The sequence below is a fragment of the Bacillus sp. 7_6_55CFAA_CT2 genome, from assembly GCF_000238655.1.
In the GTDB taxonomy this organism is placed as follows: Bacteria; Bacillota; Bacilli; order Bacillales; family Bacillaceae_G; genus Bacillus_A; species Bacillus_A cereus.
This window is the reverse complement of sequence record NZ_JH414710.1, coordinates 22,680-42,216: the sequence shown is the minus strand read 5'-3', so window position 1 is coordinate 42,216 and position 19,537 is coordinate 22,680. Positions and strand designations below refer to the sequence as shown.

Below are 19,537 nucleotides of genomic sequence, written 5' to 3'. Positions count from 1 at the left end.
AGTATAAATTCCCGTCTTTCCCAAAAACTAACACAAGTAAATGATGTAAGTTAGGGGTGAGAAAATGTTCGGTTTATCATCTAAGAAATCAAAAAAGACTAATACAAAAACACTTTGTTCTATTCCAGAATTTATACAAACCATGAAAGAATCAAGCGATTTTGTCTCTTATAACATACTTAAAGATGAAACGTTGTGCTTGTTTTATTATAAATCTGTCGTGGAAGCACTTATTATTAAACAATTCATTTTAACTCCTATAAAAAAGGAATCGGAACAAATCCAAAACATCTCTGATTTATGTAATATTATCTCTATTGAAGACATTATTACCTCCCCTTCTATTGATGATATTCGTGAAAAATTATTAGGTGGATATATTTTAATACGCTTAAAAAACAATTCGAATCCTGATCAATATGCTTTAATTCGTGCCGAAAGTACTGTTTTAGGAAAACGATTATATAACGATACAGAAAATGAGTATAGCGTAATCGGGCCTAAAATCGGTTTCGTTGAAAACCTTGATACAAATATCCACTTATTACGCCGAAATATCGTAACGGAGCAACTCATTTTTAAAGAAGTTACCGTCGGATCTATATCAAAAACGAAAGTAGCAGTTGCTTATATAGAAGGAATTACAAATGAACAATTTGTCAACACCGCAATTCAACGGTTAGAAAACATTGACTTTGATGTCCCATTTGATGCAACTATGATTGAGCAATTTATTAGCGATAATAGCAATTCACCTTTTCCTGTTCTATTACCTACAGAACGATTAGATCGAGCTGTATTTGCATTAATTAACGGGGAAGTTTTAATTTTAACAGATGGCTCTCCATATGCTTTATCAGGACCAACAACGTTACTGGATTTTTTCATTTCACCAGAAGATTATTATTTACCGTGGATGATTGGATCGTTCTTTCGTATTATTCGTTTTTTCGGAGCTATATTTTCTCTTTTTTCCTCCGCTATTTATACAGCGGCTTTAACATATCATTATCAAATGATTCCTGCTGATTTACTAGGTCCTATTATTTTCTCGAGAGCTAACGTACCTTTCCCTCCTATTCTAGAAGCACTCTTTTTAGAAATTACAATTGAATTGCTTCGTGAAGCAGGAGCACGTTTACCAACGAAAGTCGGACAAACGATTGGGATTGTTGGGGGGATTGTAATTGGACAAGCATCTGTTGAAGCAGCTTTAACAAGTACAATTTTATTAATTGCAGTTGCTTTATCCGCCCTTGCATCTTTCACAACACCGACCGTAAAGATGTCTTCTACTATCCGGTTGTTACGCTTTCCGCTTATTCTCTTAGCCGGTGCATTCGGAGGATTAGGCCTCGCTGTCGGATTTGTATTTATTTTAGCTCATTTAATTAAATTAAAATCACTTGGATCACCTTATTTATTACCTTTATATCCATTTCGTGGTTTAGGTACAGCAGAAGGTTTTCTTCGATTACCATTTAGCCAAACGGCTCAAAGACCTTCTTTTCTTAGACCAAAATCAAAATGGCGCTACAATCCAAACAAATCGAAGCAAAAACGTGATGGTGAGAATGAATGAAGAAAATTTTATTGCACCTTATCATTATCTTCTTCGTTTTACAAACTGGCTGTACACAAACGTATATAGTAGATGCACAGCGTATTATTCATATTGCTGGATTTGACATCACAAAAAACAAAAAATTCCAAGGAACTATTCTATTCCCAGAGTACACACATGGTGTAAAGTCTAAGCCAGAGACTCAAACAACATCTGCCCGTTCACTTGAAACAATTGCTTCACGATTGAATGCGAAATCTCCTCACAATGTTGTTGTAGGTCAAATGCGTGTCGTCCTATTTGGAAAGGCTCTAGGAGAACGCGGAATGAGAGAGATTATTACTAACTTACAACGTGACCCAAATATCGGGCGTGATGTACAACTAGCCATTGTAGATGGATCTGCTGAAGAGCTTTTAAATTACGGGAAAAAAATGGGTCTTTATATATTGCTGATTTACTCGAGCAAAATATAAGAAATGAGAACATTCCACAAACTGAATTAAACATTTTTTTATATAATTATTACTCTTCTGTATGTGATGCCTATGTTCCTTATATTAAAATGGACGATAATCATTCTGTCGCTGTCAAAGGACTTGCCTTTTTAAAAGGCGATAAAGTCGTCATGTATACGGATAAAAGACATTCTGTTTTAGCAAAATTACTTATTAATCCTACGAAAAATGGACGTTACGAAGCAGCAATAAAAAAGGATAAACATAAAGGTATGGTTGTGATACAAAACTTAGCTGGGGAAAATAAGTATGATATAGATCAAACTGGTGACATACCAAAAGTAAAAATCCATTTAAAATTAAATGGATTAATTAAAAACTCTCCTAATTGGATTGATTTAAGAAAAGAAACAAATATCAACTATATAAAAAAACAAATTGAACGAAATGTCGAAAAAGACTGTGAAGATTTAATAAAACAATTTCAAGAAAAAGAAATTGACCCGTTAGGAATACGGGATGAAATTAGAAGCCATACGAGAAAATGGAATATAAAACAAATTCGAAATATGTATAAAAATGTAGCGGTGGATATAAATTTAGATCTTAATATTGTACAATCTGGAATCGGAGAATAGTGAGGTGAAATAAGCAATGAATACAATGAATAAAACAAAGACAGTATCTCCATATTTTGCATTTATTTTATTGCATTCTCTCCAGATTGGTATAGGAATTCTCGGATATCAACGTGTAATTTTGAAAAATGCAGGTTATGATGCTTGGATTTCTCTTATTATTGCGGGGATTGCAACTCATATTGTACTGTTTTGTATGTTAAAAATGCTTGAAAAAGACGGAGATTTAATTAGCATTCATACAACAACCTTCGGAAAATGGGTTGGCTCTATATTTTCTGTAATTTTCACTCTTTATTGCTTATTATTTTGCCTTACTGTTCTTCGTACATATATGGAAGTGATACAAGTTTGGATTTTCCCTACCATTAAGTTATGGAAACTTACGCTTATGTTTTTATTAGTCACTTACTACATTATAAAAGGTGGCTTCCGTTCTGTGACAGGGATATGTTTTTGGGGTATTGTTCTTCCTATTTTCGTTGTATTCTTTTTAATCTATCCAATGAAATATGCTCATTTCCGTAATATTTTACCTATTTTTACACATTCACCTTTTGACATGCTTATATCTGCAAAACACTCTGCATTGGAATTTCTAGGGTTTGAAACAATTCTTATCTTTTATCCCTTTATTGAAAAAGGAAAATCTTTAAAGCGATGGGCCCATGCTGGAATTGCTTTTAGCACCTTAATTTATGTAGTTTTAGCTATCGTATCTTTTATGTATTACAGCGAGGGACAATTAAACCGTACTATTTGGCCTACTTTAACGATGTTAAAAATAATTAAAGTTCCTTTTATTCAGCGCTTTGAATATATTATTATTTTCGTTTGGTTTTTAATTATTTTACCAAACCTTTGCTTAACCATTTGGTCATCATGTCAAACGATGAAGCGTTCCTTTCATATTTCATTTAAATTTACATTACCGTTTTTTATTTTCATCATATTTTCAGCTTCTCTACTTTTCACAAACCGTGAAAGTATCAACACATTAAATACCGTACTATCTCAAGCGGGTTTATATATTGTATACGCTTATATCCCGATTTTATTTTTGTTTCATTCACTAAGATGGCACTTCAAAAATCGTTCAAAAAAAACTTCTCCCTAGGTGTCCCTTAGTCTGATACAATTTGATTAATACATTTGTAAAGGGGACAAGCGAATGAAAAAGTATGTATTTTCTTTACTTGCAGTACTAAGCTTAATTCTTGCTGGATGCGGAAGTACAGGTACAAATGACCAAAAATCTTCTGAATCAAAAAAAGAAGAACATGACCACGCATCGCACACTCAGCAAGCTGACATTCAAGAGAAAACAAAAGGAGTCGACACACTTCCAACCTTCCTAGATAAGCTTGATCCACAAATGAAAGATATCTACACCGTCGCTGGACAAAATGCAGAGCTATTAGATTGGATTCCATGCTATTGTGGTTGCGGTGAAAGTGTAGGACATAAAAATAATAAAAACTGCTTTATTCGTGAAATTAAAAAGAATGGTGAAGTTGTTTGGGACTCCCATGCAACGACTTGCGTCAATTGCCTAGAAATCGCAGTTGAATCTGCTTCCATGAAACAAAAAGGAAAATCAACGCTTGAAATTCGCAACTATATCGATAATAAATACAAGGAAGGCTATGGCAAACCAACACCTACGCCAATGCCAAAAGCTTAAAAACGAGGAAACTCCTCGTTTTTTCTTTTCATTCACTTTTTTTCTTAACAAATTCTTTCAAGTGTATTTCCCCTTACTTATCACACACTATATATAACTCTCGGTAAGGAGGGTACACAGTGCAAACATATAACGACTATGATAAAGCTCTCTATTACACGTATTGCTGTAATTGGGATAAATTACTCGTTCTCATGGTTCAAACGAACGATCAATTATTTTCTAAGCGTATTGAGCATTTTTTACACGCTTATCAATACAGCAAGGAACTGCCAGAAGTTGATAAACAATTGCAGCTCCTATTTCAATATATTGACCACGCATCCCAAAAGTCGCATGTAGAAGAAGTAGAACAAATTCAAATGTAAACTATAGCGCTATTCTCTTCCGGAGAATGGCGCTTTTTTTAAATTTTTATATCAATAAAAGTTTCTCCTCATAAAACTTTTATTGATAAACATATTTTTTCTTTCTTTTCCATACCACTTCATACTATAATTTAGTATGTAACTATTATAAGAGAGGTATAAAATATGGGACGAGAAAAAAAGCAAGAATATGCTTTACTTACCGCATGGGGAGCTTCTTTTATCGCTACACTGGGAAGTCTTTATTTTTCCGAAATCATGAAATTTGAGCCTTGTGTACTTTGTTGGTATCAACGTATTTTTATGTATCCATTCGTTTTATGGCTCGGTATCGCTGTAGCAAAAAAAGATTATCGCATCGCAAGTTATTCTTTACCAATTGCAAGTATTGGTGCTTGTATTTCTTTATATCACTATGCAATTCAAAAAGTCCCAGCGTTTTCAGCTGCTGGAGCAGCTTGCGGTCGTGTACCCTGCACCGGAGAATTTATAAACTGGTTTGGTTTTATTACAATCCCGTTTTTAGCACTTATCGGCTTTATTACAATCGCTGTTTGTAGCTTTATTGTCATCAAAAACAAATAAGGAGATGAAAGAATGAAAAAAATGCTTATATTTGGTGGTATTATTATCGCCTTGTTTGCGGCAATTTTCGCTGTAACACAAATGGAAGAAAAAAACGCTTCAACTAGCCAAAAGATTGATAATCCTACTGAAAGTAAGACAAACGGTCCTGACTACTACACAAATAAAATCTCTCTTTCAGATCTTCAAAAGAACTTAAAAGAGAAAAAAGAAGAAACAGTATACTTTTATCAAACATCTTGCGTTCATTGCCAAAAATTATCTCCTGTCCTAGTGCCAATGGCTAAAGACTTAAACGTTGATATGAAAGTTATGGATATTGAAAAATTAGATGCTCCTTGGGATGAATATAAAATTCAAGGAACACCAACAATCATTCATTTTAAAGATGGCAAAGAAGTGAGCCGTATTAGCGGTGAACAGCCGAAAGATAAATTAAAAGAATGGCTTGAGCAAACGAAAAAGTAACGAGAAAAGGAAACTCCTTCTACACATGAAATGGGTGTAAAATCCCACACTAATGTATAAGGAGGGGGTTTTATGCCAGAAGTAAGATGTTCTGTTTCCAACTGTTCTTTTTGGGGACAAGGTAACTTTTGTCAAGCAAGTGCGATCATCGTTCAGCCTGATGCAGATGAAACTGGTCAAACTGAAAATGATTCATATACAGCTGCTGTTTTAACAAACGAGACGCTAGAAAGTTCTGTAGCAACGAGTGTAGAAACTTGTTGTCATACATTTAAGCCTAGATATTAACAATTATTCCACCTCATATACGTGAGGTGGTTTTTTCTTTCTCTCTTCTTGTTTACGTCATCTCTAATTCTCCCTATAATAAAGTTAACTTTTATGAATACGAAGGTGAAATACTATGGCTAAAACAATTGCAGATATCGCCAAATTGGCTGGCGTTGCAAAAAGCACAGTCTCTCGTTACTTAAACGGCGGATATGTAAGTGATAAAACAAAACTTAAAATCGAAGGTATTATTCAGGAAACAAATTTCTCTCCCAATACATTTGCTCAAAGTTTAAAAGCAAAAACAACAAATTTAATTGGTGTCATCATCCCCCGATTAGACTCCTTCGCTACAATGAAAACACTTATCGGGATCGATAAAACATTACAGGAAAATAACTATCAAATGCTTGTAGCAAATGCAAATCAAACAACCGAAACTGAAATACAAGCAATTGAAAACTTTATAAAACAAAAGGTAGCTGGCATTATTTTATTAACAAAAACATTAACGAATGAACATCAAAAAATTATGGCTAATTCAAACATCCCTATTTTATTCGTCGGGCAAGAATATAAAGATCAATATTGCCTCGTTCACGATGATTATGATGCAGCTTATGAGTTAGGGGCATACGTTTTATCCCAAGGCCATCGACATATTGCCTATTTAGGGATAGAAAAAGATGATATTTCTGTTGGAATACATCGAAAAAATGGTTTTCAAAAAGCAATTGAAAATTTAGAACCGACTTGCAACGTTTCATATTACGAAACAACTTTCCGCATAGAAGATGCCATGAAACAAGTACAACATATTTTAGATAATAATCGCCCAACTCTTATCGTATGTGCTACAGATAACATCGCTCTTGGCGCAATGAAAGTCATTCACTCCCACTCCCTTTCTGTACCAGGTGATATTTCTGTAACAGGATTCGGTGGATATGATATTTCAGAAATGGTACACCCTAGTTTAACGACAATTGCGTTTGACTATGAGTATGCTGGAAAGCTTGCTGCCACTTCTCTTTCACAGCTTGTTGAAAACAAAACTATACCAAAAATATTACACTCTCGTTATACATTAAAAATCCAAGAAAGCGTTGACAAAATATAAAGGCGCTCTATAATAAAATTAAAACCGGTTCCACATTTTAAAAACAGGATTTTCAACATCATTTCCCTGTTTTTTATTTTAACTCGTTACGGAACCGGTTCCATAAAAGAGAATTTATAGTAAGGGGGAATTTTTATGGATATGAAGCAAATTGCAACTCAAGTAATACAGAACATTGGTGGAAAGGAAAACATTGTTCGTGCCACACATTGCGCGACTCGCCTTCGTCTTATATTAAAGGATGATACGAAAATAAACTCTGCAGAAATCGAAAGCATCGATGGAGTAAAAGGTGCTTTCGCAACGACCGAGCAATATCAAATTATTTTTGGAACTGGCATAGTAAACAAAGTATATGATGAATTCTCAAAACTAATTGGAATAGCCGAACTAGATTCTACAACATCAAACGATATACCTAAGAAAAAAATGAACCCTATCGCCCGCCTAGCAAAGACACTATCTAATATTTTTGTTCCAATTATTCCAGCTATCGTCGCAAGCGGTTTACTTATGGGTCTACTCGGAATGTTGAAAGCGTTTAAATTAGTTCCTGGAGATCACTCACTTATCCAATTACTTGATATGTTCTCAAGTGCAGCTTTCATTATTTTACCTATTTTAATTGGAGTTAGTGCCGCTAAAGAATTTGGTGGTAACATTTTCTTAGGTGCAGTTGTTGGTGGTATATTAACTCACCCAAGCTTAACAAATCCTTGGACTCTTTCAAATGCAAAACCAACTGTTTTACATTTCTTTGGTATGGATATTGATATGATTGGCTATCAAGGTACTGTTTTACCTATTTTATTATGCGTATATGTTATGAGTACAATTGAAAAAGAACTTCGAAAACGTGTTCCGAACTCTTTAGATTTATTAGTTACACCATTCTTAACAATTATTATAACTGGCTTTTTATCACTTATTATTATCGGACCAATTGGATATAAAATCGGTGACGGCATTACGTACCTTTTAAATACAATCTATCAATTTGCAGGACCAGTAGCTGGACTTATATTCGGCGGATTGTATTCAACAATCGTTCTTACTGGCTTACACCATAGCTTCCACGCTATTGAAGCAGGCTTACTCGCAAATAAAGATATCGGTGTCAATTTCTTACTCCCTATTTGGTCAATGGCGAACGTTGCACAGGGCGGTGCTACTTTAGCTGTCTATTTCAAAACAAAAAACAAAAAAACGAAAGAAATTGCAATTCCGGCCGCAGCTTCAGCATTTTTAGGAATTACAGAACCAGCTATTTTTGGTGTCAATTTAAAACTTGGTAAACCATTTATTGCAGCAGCTATTGGCGGCGCAAGTGGCGGCGCTTACGTTGTTTGGATGCAAGTGGCGGCTAATGCATACGGTTTAACAGGTATTCCGATGCTTACAATTGTTGCACCTCTTGGCATGATGAACATGATTCACTATATAATTGGTTTCGCTATTGCAGTTATCACTGCTTTTGTTGCCACATTCATTTTATATAAAGAAAGTAAATAATAACGGGGTGAAAACCTATGTCAAAATATAAAACAATACTGCAATCTAATAAAGACGAATTACATTCTTTATATGAAATTGCAAACCAAGATTCATGGAAACCAATTTATCATATCCACCCACCATTTGGATTAATGAATGATCCTAACGGTGTATCCTACTACAATGATGAATATCACGTTTTTTATCAGTGGTATCCATTTGGTCCCATTCATGGAATAAAGCATTGGGGGCATGTGAAGTCAAAAGACCTTATTAACTGGGAGCGTATGCCTGTAGCCATCATCCCTACTGAAAGCTATGAATCACACGGTGCATATTCTGGTAGTGCTATCGTAAAAGATGGCCTTCTTCATTTACTTTATACAGGGAATATAAAAAAGCCTAATGATTCCCGTGATGCAAAACAATGTATGGCAACAATGGATTCACAATATACGGTGACGAAATATAGTAATAATCCTGTTATTGATATAATTCCTGACGGATATACAAAACATGTACGTGATCCAAAAGTCTGGAAACATAATGATATGTACTATATGTTACTCGGTGCCCAACGTGAAAATAAAACAGGAACTCTATTACTATACAAATCACAAGACCTATACAATTGGCATTTCCAAGGTGAAATTACAACAAATTTAAAAGAATTCGGATTTATGTGGGAATGCCCCGATTACTTCCAATTATCAGGGAAAGATGTACTTCTCTTTTCACCGCAAGGAATTGAAAAAGACGGCGAAAACTTTCACAATATATACAATGTCGTTTATGCCATAGGCCATTTCGATATTAAAAATTTATATTTCCATGTTGATTCCTATTACGAAGCTGATAAAGGATTCGATTTTTATGCCCCTCAAACTTTAGAAGACTCTACTAGTCGTCGCCTATTGTTTGCTTGGGCAGGATCAAGTGAAATCACATATCCTTCTGATGATTATATGTGGGCTCATTGCCTAACACTTCCACGTGAATTAACATTAGAAGATAACATCTTAAAACAAAAACCAGTTTCAGAATTAACAAAACTACGAACAACAAAAAAAGAAATTTCAGGAGATATAACAGCTGGATTAAATGTATTATCAACGCTTGATGATAAAGGCTCCTATGAATTAATTGTTACACTTAAAACAGAAGATGCAAAGCGTTTTGGGCTTTCTCTCTTCCACAATGAGGAGGAATGTTTCCCCATTACATTTAATCGGGCACAAGGTACTATTTCTATAGACAGGGGCAACTTCTACCATCAATTTGGCGGAGAATATGGATTTGAACGCTGTAAAAAAATCGATATTCAAGATACGATAGAACTACAAATATTTGTAGATAAAAGCATCGTGGAAATTTTCTTATACGATGGTTCAACAGTCTTTACGTCCCGAGTTTTTCCTCGAAAAGACATGAAACATCATATCGCAATCTTTTCAGATGCAAAACTAAACTTTATCATCACACAATATAAGCTGAAAAGAGGGATTGTATGAGAAATGTCTTTTGTATAGGTGAACTATTAATTGATTTTGTGTGCCGAAATACTAACGTTTCTTTAGTAAACGGTTCAGATTTCGAAAAAAAAGCTGGTGGAGCACCCGCTAACGTTGCTGCTGCGATTACAAAATTAGGTGGACACGCTACATTTATGGGGCAAGTAGGAAATGACCCATTTGGTGAGTTTCTTGAACAAACTTTACAGCGTGCGCAAGTCGATACATCCATGCTCATAAAAGATAAACAAACAACACTTGCATTCGTATCCATCGATCAAGATGGGGAACGTGATTTTACTTTTATGCGTGGTGCAGATGGTGAATATCAATTCAATAGCATTGATTTATCAAAAATACAAACGAATGATTTAATACATTTCGGTTCAGCGACAGCTTTACTATCAAGCCCATTAAAAGAAACGTATTTTCAGTTGTTACAATATGCGAAAGATAACGGCCATTTTATTTCTTTTGATCCAAATTATCGAAGTGCACTCATTACAAATACAGAACAATTCTCTCAAGATTGTCTAACCTTTATAAAACATGCACACTTCGTAAAAGTAAGTCAAGAGGAAGCTACTATGCTCTCTAAAGAGAGTGATTTACAACAAGCTGCACTCAAATTATTAAATTATGGCGCAAAAGTAGTAGCTATTACACTTGGAAAAGACGGTACACTTCTTGCGACAAATGAAGGTCAAACCATTGTCTCTTCTATTTCCATTCAACAAGTCGATACAACTGGTGCTGGTGATGCTTTCGTTGGAGCAATGTTATATCAGATTGCCCAAAGTGAACATACACTTTCATATCATTTCAAAGACTTAACAGCGTTTATCTCCTTTGCAAATAAAGTAGGTGCTATCACATGTACAAATTACGGTGCAATTGCCTCTCTTCCATCATTAACAGATATAAAAGCATACGATTAATCGTATGCTTTTTTACATTCCCCTCCAAAAATCATGCATAATAAAAAAGTACAAAATAACGAGAACGGCCGTCCCGCATAAGGTAATGCGCCGATATATACTCTTCTCTCCTTCCCTCGCTTTCACAAACGCCCAAATAAATCCGAAGAACAATATTAAATCAACATATGGAACATAAAAAGAAAAGACGAGAAACGCATATAAATACACGATAAATAAACAGGTCGTTACTAAAAAAACTTTAAACGCAAATTCACTTTTCATAATATAACCGCCCCCTATCTGTACTGTATTATATTCAGCAAAATACAATAGTTGCAGTTAAACTCCAAGTATAAATAAGCTACCGTCTATAATACGGTAGCCATTACGGAACATTGTATTTTCGTTGATATATATTACTTAAAATCGAAGAAGGAATTTGCTCGTAACGAATTTTCTCTCCTGTTTCATCTATAATATACGAATTGTTTCCTATATAATATATTCCATCTTTTCGTTTTGAGTACACTGGATATCTTTCATTTGGCAATACCGTTTTCACTTTCGTTAACTGTCCATTTGGTTCTTGCCAATATATATCCGCGCGGTCTACTAGCGTTAGTACTCCAATTTGTTCTTCTTCTATTTTTCGACCATTCCAGCTCACAACGCGATAACCAAGCTTATTCGCTTCATATTCGGGGCTCGTATGAAAACGAGAAATGATTACTTTTGTTTGTAATTGTACTCTGTCATATAACCATTGTATATCCCTGTCATGCATGCGAATACAACCATTTGATTCCCTACTTCCAATCGTCCATTCCCGATTTGTCCCGTGAATCGCATATTCATTCTTATCTAGTCCAAGCCACCTCGTACCGAGAGGATTATTCGGTGCACCCCCAGGTATTTTTTTTCGATGGTATTCTTTATTTTTAAATTTAGTTATAATACAAAAGTTACCTTCAGGCGTAGGTGTACGATCTCTTCCAGTCGTTACTGGAAATGTTTTTGTATAATTTCCATTCTCAAAAAAAGACAACTGATTTGTCGTAAGATTCACTAATATTAAATGATCTGTATTAGCAAAAGCACTAACCGGTAGGATGAAAAATAATAGTATGACGAAACATAACTTTTTCAGCTATATCCCCCCCTAGCGCTCACTATAATAAGTGGAGTTAATATTACTTTGCTCTTATAAATGAAAACTATCCATTTACAATAACGCCCCCATTTACATGTATCATTTGTCCAGTAACATAAGAAGAATCACCAGACGCTAAATATACGTATGCCGGCGCTAACTCATATGGTTGACCAGGCCTTTGCATTGGGACATTGCTCCCAAACTGAGAGACTTTCTTCTCATCAAAGCTCGATGGAATAAGCGGTGTCCAAATCGGTCCTGGTGCAACACCATTTACCCGAATCCCTTTTTGCACTAACGATTGAGAAAGTGATCTTGTAAAAGCTACGATTGCTCCTTTCGTTGCGGAATAATCAATTAACGTTTCATTTCCTTCATATGCAACGATAGATGCCGTATTTATAATGACATCCCCTTTCTTCAAATGAGAAAGGGCTGCTTTCGTAACGTGAAAATAAGAAAAAATATTAATACGAAATGTTTTTTCTAGCTGTTCTGCTGTAATATACTCTAGCCCTTGCTGCGGATATTGCTGTGCAACGTTATTCACTAAAATATTTAAACTACCTAACTGCCGGGCGGTCTCTTCCACAATATCTTTACAATGCTGTTCATTACTCAAATCCCCCGGCAACAATACACACTTTACACCTTCTTTTTCAACACGTTGTTTCGTCTCTTTTGCATCTTCTTCCCCATCTAAATAAGCAATCGCAACATTTGCTCCTTCTTTTGCAAAAGCGATGGAAACTGCTCGTCCAATTCCGCTATCTCCTCCCGTAATTAACACATTCTTCCCTTTTAACTTTTCACTTCCTTTATAATTTGGATCTTCAAACTGTGGTAGAGGATTCATTAATGATTCAATACCAGGCTGCTTATTTTGATGTTGCGCAGGCATTGTTATAAAGTTTTTTTGCTGTGGCATAGCTGCTTTCAACTCCTTTTCCTTAGCATGTGCACAATAAAAAGCTGAAATTCACACATCGGTTTACGATTAATATTCGAATTTAAGACACAAAATATGAATTGTTATAAACTTTTTATGCAAAACTATTGCAAAATAGATAAAAAACGAATATTATATATAACTGTTGTGAAAATTATTCGTAAACAGAAAGGATGTTTATATGTTTAACCTTTCAAAACATAAAACTTCTATTAAAACTGAAATTATGGCAGGTATTATTACCTTCTTAACAATGGCATATATCATTGTCGTAAACCCTGTTATCCTTGGAGATGCAGGTGTTCCATTTGAACAAGCATTTACAGCAACAATTATTGCTGCTGTTGTCGGAACATTATTTATGGCAATCTTTACAAACTTACCAATCGCAATCGCGCCAGGTATGGGATTAAATGCTTACTTCTCTTACTCTGTTGTAAAAGCACATGAAGGCATGACTTTCGCAATTGCATTCTCTGCTGTATTCGTAGCAGGTATGATTTTAATTTTGCTATCATTTACATCTTTCCGTACAAAATTAATGGAAGCAATTCCTGAAAACTTAAAACATGCAATTACTGCTGGTATCGGGTTATTTATCGCCTTTATCGGTTTACGATTAACTGGTATCGTTACAAAAAATGATGCAAACTTAGTTGGACTTGGTGATCTTCACTCTGCTCCAGTTCTACTAGCATTAGCTGGACTTGGAATTACTATTATCCTTATGTCTTTAAATGTAAATGGCGCACTATTTATCGGTATGCTATTAACTGGTATTATCGCTTTCCTCACAGGACAATTAACATTCTCAAACGGTGTTACATCAATGCCTGGATTACCAGAAGGAATTATCGTTTCAAATCCAATTACTGCTGTATCTGACGTAATTAACTATGGATTATACGGCGTTGTATTTTCATTCTTCCTTGTTACATTATTTGATACAACAGGTACATTACTTGGGGTAGCTCAACAAGGTGGATTTATGAAAGACGGAAAACTCCCAAAAGCTGGACGAGCTCTTCTATCTGACTCATTCTCAGCAACTATTGGTTCTATGTTCGGAACGACACCATCAACAGCTTACATTGAATCATCTGCTGGTGTTGCAGCTGGTGGTCGTACTGGTTTAACAACTGTTACAGTAGCTGTTCTATTCGCACTAGCAGCATTCTTCGGACCATTAGTAAGTGCTGTCTCTGGTGTATCAGCTATTACTGCTCCATCATTAATTATCGTTGGTAGTCTTATGATGGGTTCAGTTCGCCACATTGATTGGGACGCATTTGATGAAGCATTCCCAGCATTTTTAGTAATCTTAAGCATGCCTCTTACATCAAGTATCGCAACAGGTATCGCACTTGGATTTATTTCATATCCACTTATGAAAGTGGCAAAAGGTAAATTCCGTGCTGTTCACCCACTTGTATATGTATTTGGAATTTTGTTTGCTTATCAATTGATATTCTTACCACATTAAAAAAGTAGAGCATCGAAATCCGATGCTCTACTTTTCTTTTACAACAATTATTCAAAATATGAAGAAGGTTATAACCTTTTAATACTTCTCTTCTACCTTTAATTCTTTACTATACTTTTGAATGAAAACTGATGAAATAACCATTACTATGCCCACACTAAAACCAATAAGTTGATCTATTAACATTTCATCATGAATAAACCAGCGAAGTAAAAATACGCTACCAAAAATAAACATCATAATAAACCCAATATGCCTAAGTCCTTTATAGACATTTTCCATATGTATCACCTCTTCACATAACATTATCCATATTATACCATACAACCATCAAGTAACCGTATCGTCCTCTGACAATATGCAGCTACCTTTTGATCATGTGTAACAACTAGCACTGTTTTTCCTTCTTTATTAATCTCTTGTAAAATACTCATAATTTTCTCCCCATTTTCTTGATCAAGAGCACCAGTCGGTTCATCAGCAAGTATAATTTTTGTATCTTGTGCTAAAGCCCTTGCTATTGCTGTTCTTTGCTGTTCTCCTCCTGATAACTCGTAAGGATATTTGTTAATATGCCTCTCAAGCCCTACCATTTTCAGCATTTTTTTTGATATTTGCATACGTTTCTTATGAGAAATTCTTCTATATATAAGCGGAAGCATTACATTGTCAACAACTGTATAATCATCTAATAGCGAAAAGTTCTGAAACACAAATCCAACTTCCGTGTTTCTATACTTATGATAATTTGACTTGAATGTACTCGTATCCATTCCATCTAAAAAATACTTTCCAGTAGAGGGGCTATCAATTAAACCAATAATGTTAAGCAAGGTTGATTTCCCAGAACCAGATGGTCCCATAATGGCTATCATTTCGCCTTTTTCTATTGTAAGATTAATATCTTGTAAAGCACTAAAATTACTCTTTCCATATCCCTTAGCCACATTTGCGAGCTGAATCATTTATAACACCTCTTTCATATATGTATTTTTTATTTTTAGTACATTGAAATAAATGATTGCATATATAACGAGGATCATTACAAGTGATAAAGCACCTATAACAACCAATGATTCTATAGAGACTTTTAACGTTCCAAAGAAAGATACTATACTATTTTCTAGCCCTTTCTGAATTTCAATTACTCCGCTATTCTCCCATTGAAAATACATTATGCCTATACATATCGCTAAAACGAATAGCAACATATACTCAATAATAAATGGAAGACATATTTGAAAAGTGCTTGCACCTAACGCTGATTTAATAGAAATACTTTTACGCTCCATATAAAGTGCTGCCATTGATGTTAATACAATAGATAGAAATGAAAAAAATAAGACTGTACCGCTTAATAATAAGGGGTATGACATATTATCAATACCTTGTTTTTCGTTTTCTAACAATTTATTCGGATTTGTAACATAATACGAATAACCCTTACCTTCTGTTACCTTTAATACTTTCTTTTGAAGTTCATTTATATTTATCTTCTCATTTGTTTCTATAATTAACCCATTGTATAAAAGTTCTACACTATAGAACTCTATTTCTTCTGTTCCAATTGGTAAAATCGCCATGTCATCTAATAATGTAATACGATTATCCGATATTTCACCACTTCGAGGATATGTAAATGGTGAATTTTTTTCTAAAAAGCCAATTACTTTTAGCTTCATTTTTCCAGATGGTATAACATCACCAATAGATACCTTTTCTATATAATTAGCCCCTAATATAACAGGTCTAATATCAAATACTGATTTATGAAATTCCGATTCCTCAAAATATCTTCCTTGTGAAATTCGTATACGAAAGTACTTATTAATATCCTTATCAACAATAAGAGTCTTTATCGTTCCATTTTCTTTTTTTAAACTAAGTGAATAGTTACGGAACAGATAATTAGTTTTATTTGTTATTGGTATCATATTAGATAACCCTTGCATGAAATATTGATAATCATTTTTCGCTTTTTCTTCGCTAAACAAGGTTATATCTTGCGTCGCATAAAGTTCATAGAAATTTTTATGAGTCGATAAATTATTTGCTACCGTCATCATTTTTCGATATCCCGAAAGATTACTAACAAATTCTATTGCTGAAGAAAATGCAATAATTAAAGAAATTACTATAATCAAACTTGGTAACAACCGTTTTTTCACAGACCGTATAGAATCAAATATAAAAAACATGAAGACCTCCTACGTTCTTAAATGTTTTCCGGGATATATATTTATAATGTGCTTGATTGGAATTACAGTAACAAAAATTGTAAGAAAAATTATAAAAACAACATTGTATATCAATACATATAGTGTTAACGGTTTTACTAAGTATGTCTGAAAATAAGTATGAATTGTTCCCGAAAATATTTCTAACGTAATAAAAACTAAGAACATCGCTGCTAGAGAAATAAACAAAATTTGAATATATAGTTCGCAGTAAATAGATATATTAGAGGCACCTACTGCTTTTTTTAATGAAATCTCTCTTTCTTTTTTATAAATCCAAAATAAAACCGCAGAAATGCCAGAAACAATTGCAACAAGAATAAATTTATAATAATACTTATTTGCTGGATCTATATGTGTCACATGTAGTTCTTGAAGATCTCGTTCATTCAGTATTTGAACATCTCCCGAAAGCACTTCTTTACTCCTACCCATAAACTTTTTTATTTCGTTATGAATAGATGATGTAGGATTAACAACTGTTAATTGTAATTGTTTACTCGCGATAATACCTTTTTTAGATATAGTAGGTAAGTTTTGAAGTGGAACGTATATGCCTGCTACACCGACGTCACTGTCTTTTCTTGATATAGTTCCTATTTTTTTATATGTATCATCAAATTCATATAACTCCTCTACATTCGTTTGATCGCCAACAACCATATCGTTTACATTTTCACGATGAAAATATTGTCCTTCAGAAATATATGGCTTCCAATAATAATCATCTTTTAAATTCACAGCTATGATCTTTGTTGCCCCTGAACTATTTAATGCTTTTAAATGCTCTACATAAATATCACTTTTAACGAAAGTATCTTGTATGAAAGGAATTATCTCTTCCAATTCAGTTGCATTCGCTATCGGAATAGTTAAAACTTGGTTCTTCTCTGGAAAACCGATTTGAAAAGCAGATATAAAGTTTCGTTTAGACTCTGTTAAAAGTGCGGCTATTGATATAGAAAGAAAAGAAATAAAAAATGACATAAGGAGAATTAAGAAAAACAGTTTATTGCTTTTTATATTTTTAAAAGCTAGGTACATGTCTGTGCTCCTTTTAAATAAGAAGGAGATGATGAACATCCCCTTCTCCTTATCTAAATATTTATAAAGACAACTGTTTAATGCTTTTTACCACTGTAATCGTAAGTTACCATTACTATCAAAAGTACCTTTGTGTGTATCTTCTTGATAGTCATTATTCTCATTTGCATAATGCTCCGAGTATAGTCCTTTTGCACCAAAGGCGTTATATGCTGCACCATTACTCACAGTTGCGTTTAATGCTCTTCCAGATTCATGGGATCCTAATTTGTCTGAAGCGCTTTCAATATATGAATTATTTCCATTTGATTTAATAAAAGAAATTGCTACTGAACAACGAGATGCATTTTGATTCGTAGTAGTTTGAGCTCTGTAAGATAGTAGGTTACCGCTTTTGTGACCGCTTAGAGTTGGATAGAATGCACTTGTTGAGATTGATGTTGCTAATAATACTAAAGTCGTAATTGAAAAAACTTTTCCTTTCATTAACAATCACCTCATAAATTTAATAGTTTAGTAGCGCTACATCATTATAATATCCTTCAAATAAATTCTCCTCAACAAGAAACCCCGATGTTTTACAAACTCTTTAAACACTTAAACATTCATACATTTTTAAAAAGTAACGTATAAATAGCAATATAAAAAAGCTGCGGAGAAACTCTTCTCCGCAGCCTAATACTTATTTTTGCAAGAACGCCTTTAAATCTGCAAACTGTCTCTTTGCATCTTCATAGCCTTGCTCGTATAAATTTTGTAGTTTTGCTTTATCTTTTTCCATACGATCTACTTGAAGCGGCACTTCTGGGCGAATAACAAATAAATTACCAGCTTGCTCTTCTTTTTCAATATAGTGAAGTGTTTCATTATACACTTCATAACGATTGAGCATCGTGTTAACAAGATTCGGATATTTTTTATAAGCTTTTCCTGCAATCCATCCGAATTTTGATTTTTTCTTCGCGTAACCATGATTTCTCGTTAAAATAACGACTGATTTTTCAAATCCATCTTCCTGTGCTTTACGAACTGGAATTGGATCAGAAATCCCGCCATCTAATAACTGCTTACCACGATAATTTACTACCGGTGCAATGAAAGGCAATGAACTAGACGCTTGTAATAAATTTAGCGCATCATCATTCGTTCCTTCTTTTTCAAAATAAACTGATTGTCCTGTTTCACAATCCGTCGTTCCTACAAGGAAACGTTCCGGGCTATTAAAGTATGTTTCAAAATCAAACGGAACATGCTTTTCTGGGATTTCATGAAAAATGAAATCCATATCAAATAACTGCCGTTTTCTCCATAAGTTTTTATACGATAAATATTTCGGATGTGATGCATAATCAATATTGACCGTTTTATTTCTATTTCTTTGTCTGGAAAGATACGACGCTGCATGACAAGCACCAGCTGATACACCGATTACATATGGAAAATATAAATCTTGTTCCATAAAGTATTCTAATATCCCGCCCGTGTACACACCACGCATACCGCCGCCTTCTAATACTAACCCCGTATTTTCAAGCATGTTACTCTCTCCTCTATATATATTGACTCTTTAATTATTCACCATGTTAAGTAT

The 19,537-nt window shown here is 34.2% G+C and carries 21 protein-coding genes and 1 pseudogene; 13 read left to right on the top strand and 9 right to left on the bottom strand.

What is annotated here, in order from left to right:
• Positions 1-64: 64 nt before the first annotated feature.
• The 12 genes and pseudogenes from HMPREF1014_RS15825 (at position 65) to HMPREF1014_RS15770 (ending at position 11,098) form a co-directional block, all read left to right on the top strand.
• Positions 65-1,582 (top strand): spore germination protein, encoded by a 1,518-nt coding sequence (locus HMPREF1014_RS15825; protein ID WP_000467492.1) that lies wholly within the window; start codon positions 65-67, stop codon positions 1,580-1,582.
• Positions 1,579-2,660, top strand: a pseudogene (locus HMPREF1014_RS15820) (Ger(x)C family spore germination protein). The gene HMPREF1014_RS15825 and the pseudogene HMPREF1014_RS15820 overlap by 4 nt, the downstream one beginning before the upstream one ends.
• A 16-nt stretch (positions 2,661-2,676) precedes the next feature.
• Complete coding sequence (locus tag HMPREF1014_RS15815) at positions 2,677-3,777, top strand: GerAB/ArcD/ProY family transporter (protein ID WP_001095037.1); 1,101 nt, start codon at positions 2,677-2,679, stop codon at positions 3,775-3,777.
• A gap of 54 nt (positions 3,778-3,831) precedes the next feature.
• Positions 3,832-4,344, top strand: a complete 513-nt coding sequence (locus tag HMPREF1014_RS15810; protein WP_000761026.1) for a PCYCGC domain-containing protein — start codon at positions 3,832-3,834, stop codon at positions 4,342-4,344.
• Between the two features lie 119 nt (positions 4,345-4,463).
• Positions 4,464-4,712, top strand: coding sequence for a YhdB family protein (locus HMPREF1014_RS15805; protein ID WP_001195459.1), 249 nt, complete (start codon positions 4,464-4,466; stop codon positions 4,710-4,712).
• A 165-nt stretch (positions 4,713-4,877) separates the two neighbouring features.
• Entirely contained in the window at positions 4,878-5,297 is a 420-nt protein-coding gene (locus tag HMPREF1014_RS15800) for a disulfide formation protein C (RefSeq protein ID WP_000532264.1), read from the top strand.
• Between the two features lie 12 nt (positions 5,298-5,309).
• Positions 5,310-5,765 carry a thioredoxin family protein gene (locus HMPREF1014_RS15795; protein ID WP_000738440.1) on the top strand — a complete coding sequence of 152 codons (456 nt, stop codon included), beginning with the start codon at positions 5,310-5,312 and terminating at the stop codon, positions 5,763-5,765.
• 72 nt (positions 5,766-5,837) lie between these two features.
• On the top strand, positions 5,838-6,053 hold the full coding sequence (locus HMPREF1014_RS15790) for a DUF1540 domain-containing protein (RefSeq protein ID WP_001115482.1): 216 nt from the start codon (positions 5,838-5,840) through the stop codon (positions 6,051-6,053).
• A 115-nt stretch (positions 6,054-6,168) separates the two neighbouring features.
• A complete protein-coding gene (locus HMPREF1014_RS15785; protein WP_001140396.1) occupies positions 6,169-7,155 on the top strand; it encodes a LacI family DNA-binding transcriptional regulator in 987 nt (328 codons plus the stop codon).
• A gap of 135 nt (positions 7,156-7,290) precedes the next feature.
• Entirely contained in the window at positions 7,291-8,667 is a 1,377-nt protein-coding gene (locus HMPREF1014_RS15780) for a sucrose-specific PTS transporter subunit IIBC (RefSeq protein ID WP_000367324.1), read from the top strand.
• Between the two features lie 17 nt (positions 8,668-8,684).
• Complete coding sequence (gene scrB, locus HMPREF1014_RS15775) at positions 8,685-10,160, top strand: beta-fructofuranosidase (RefSeq protein ID WP_000049734.1); 1,476 nt, start codon at positions 8,685-8,687, stop codon at positions 10,158-10,160.
• Positions 10,157-11,098, top strand: a complete 942-nt coding sequence (locus HMPREF1014_RS15770; protein WP_001246642.1) for a carbohydrate kinase family protein — start codon at positions 10,157-10,159, stop codon at positions 11,096-11,098. The genes scrB and HMPREF1014_RS15770 overlap by 4 nt, the downstream gene beginning before the upstream one ends.
• Before the next feature lie 12 nt (positions 11,099-11,110).
• On the opposite strand, the gene HMPREF1014_RS15765 is transcribed toward HMPREF1014_RS15770, so the two are convergent.
• The 3 genes from HMPREF1014_RS15765 to HMPREF1014_RS15755 form a co-directional block, all read right to left on the bottom strand.
• Positions 11,111-11,362 (bottom strand): hypothetical protein, encoded by a 252-nt coding sequence (locus HMPREF1014_RS15765; protein WP_000834195.1) that lies wholly within the window; start codon positions 11,360-11,362, stop codon positions 11,111-11,113.
• Between the two features lie 103 nt (positions 11,363-11,465).
• Positions 11,466-12,227, bottom strand: coding sequence for a L,D-transpeptidase (locus HMPREF1014_RS15760; protein WP_025966895.1), 762 nt, complete (start codon positions 12,225-12,227; stop codon positions 11,466-11,468).
• Between the two features lie 67 nt (positions 12,228-12,294).
• Positions 12,295-13,161: an SDR family oxidoreductase gene (locus HMPREF1014_RS15755; RefSeq protein ID WP_001136260.1), complete on the bottom strand. Its 867-nt coding sequence runs from the start codon at positions 13,159-13,161 to the stop codon at positions 12,295-12,297.
• A gap of 202 nt (positions 13,162-13,363) precedes the next feature.
• Between HMPREF1014_RS15755 and HMPREF1014_RS15750 the strand changes: the two genes are divergently transcribed.
• Positions 13,364-14,665, top strand: coding sequence for an NCS2 family permease (locus tag HMPREF1014_RS15750; protein ID WP_000482712.1), 1,302 nt, complete (start codon positions 13,364-13,366; stop codon positions 14,663-14,665).
• 78 nt (positions 14,666-14,743) lie between these two features.
• Here HMPREF1014_RS15750 and HMPREF1014_RS15745 read toward each other — a convergent pair whose 3' ends face one another.
• The 6 genes from HMPREF1014_RS15745 to HMPREF1014_RS15720 all read right to left on the bottom strand — a co-directional run bounded on the left by HMPREF1014_RS15745 (position 14,744) and on the right by HMPREF1014_RS15720 (position 19,483).
• Positions 14,744-14,947, bottom strand: coding sequence for a hypothetical protein (locus tag HMPREF1014_RS15745; protein WP_000432804.1), 204 nt, complete (start codon positions 14,945-14,947; stop codon positions 14,744-14,746).
• Between the two features lie 32 nt (positions 14,948-14,979).
• Positions 14,980-15,630, bottom strand: coding sequence for an ABC transporter ATP-binding protein (locus tag HMPREF1014_RS15740; protein WP_000615294.1), 651 nt, complete (start codon positions 15,628-15,630; stop codon positions 14,980-14,982).
• Positions 15,631-16,863 carry an ABC transporter permease gene (locus HMPREF1014_RS15735; protein WP_000465076.1) on the bottom strand — a complete coding sequence of 411 codons (1,233 nt, stop codon included), beginning with the start codon at positions 16,861-16,863 and terminating at the stop codon, positions 15,631-15,633.
• A gap of 9 nt (positions 16,864-16,872) precedes the next feature.
• The gene (locus HMPREF1014_RS15730) at positions 16,873-17,946 is read right to left on the bottom strand and encodes an ABC transporter permease (RefSeq protein WP_000280226.1); all 1,074 of its coding nucleotides are present in this window, start codon (positions 17,944-17,946) and stop codon (positions 16,873-16,875) included.
• 87 nt (positions 17,947-18,033) lie between these two features.
• Entirely contained in the window at positions 18,034-18,432 is a 399-nt protein-coding gene (locus HMPREF1014_RS15725; RefSeq protein ID WP_000676981.1) for a hypothetical protein, read from the bottom strand.
• Positions 18,433-18,628: 196 nt separating this feature from the next.
• Entirely contained in the window at positions 18,629-19,483 is an 855-nt protein-coding gene (locus tag HMPREF1014_RS15720) for a patatin-like phospholipase family protein (protein ID WP_000892673.1), read from the bottom strand.
• Positions 19,484-19,537: the final 54 nt, after the last annotated feature.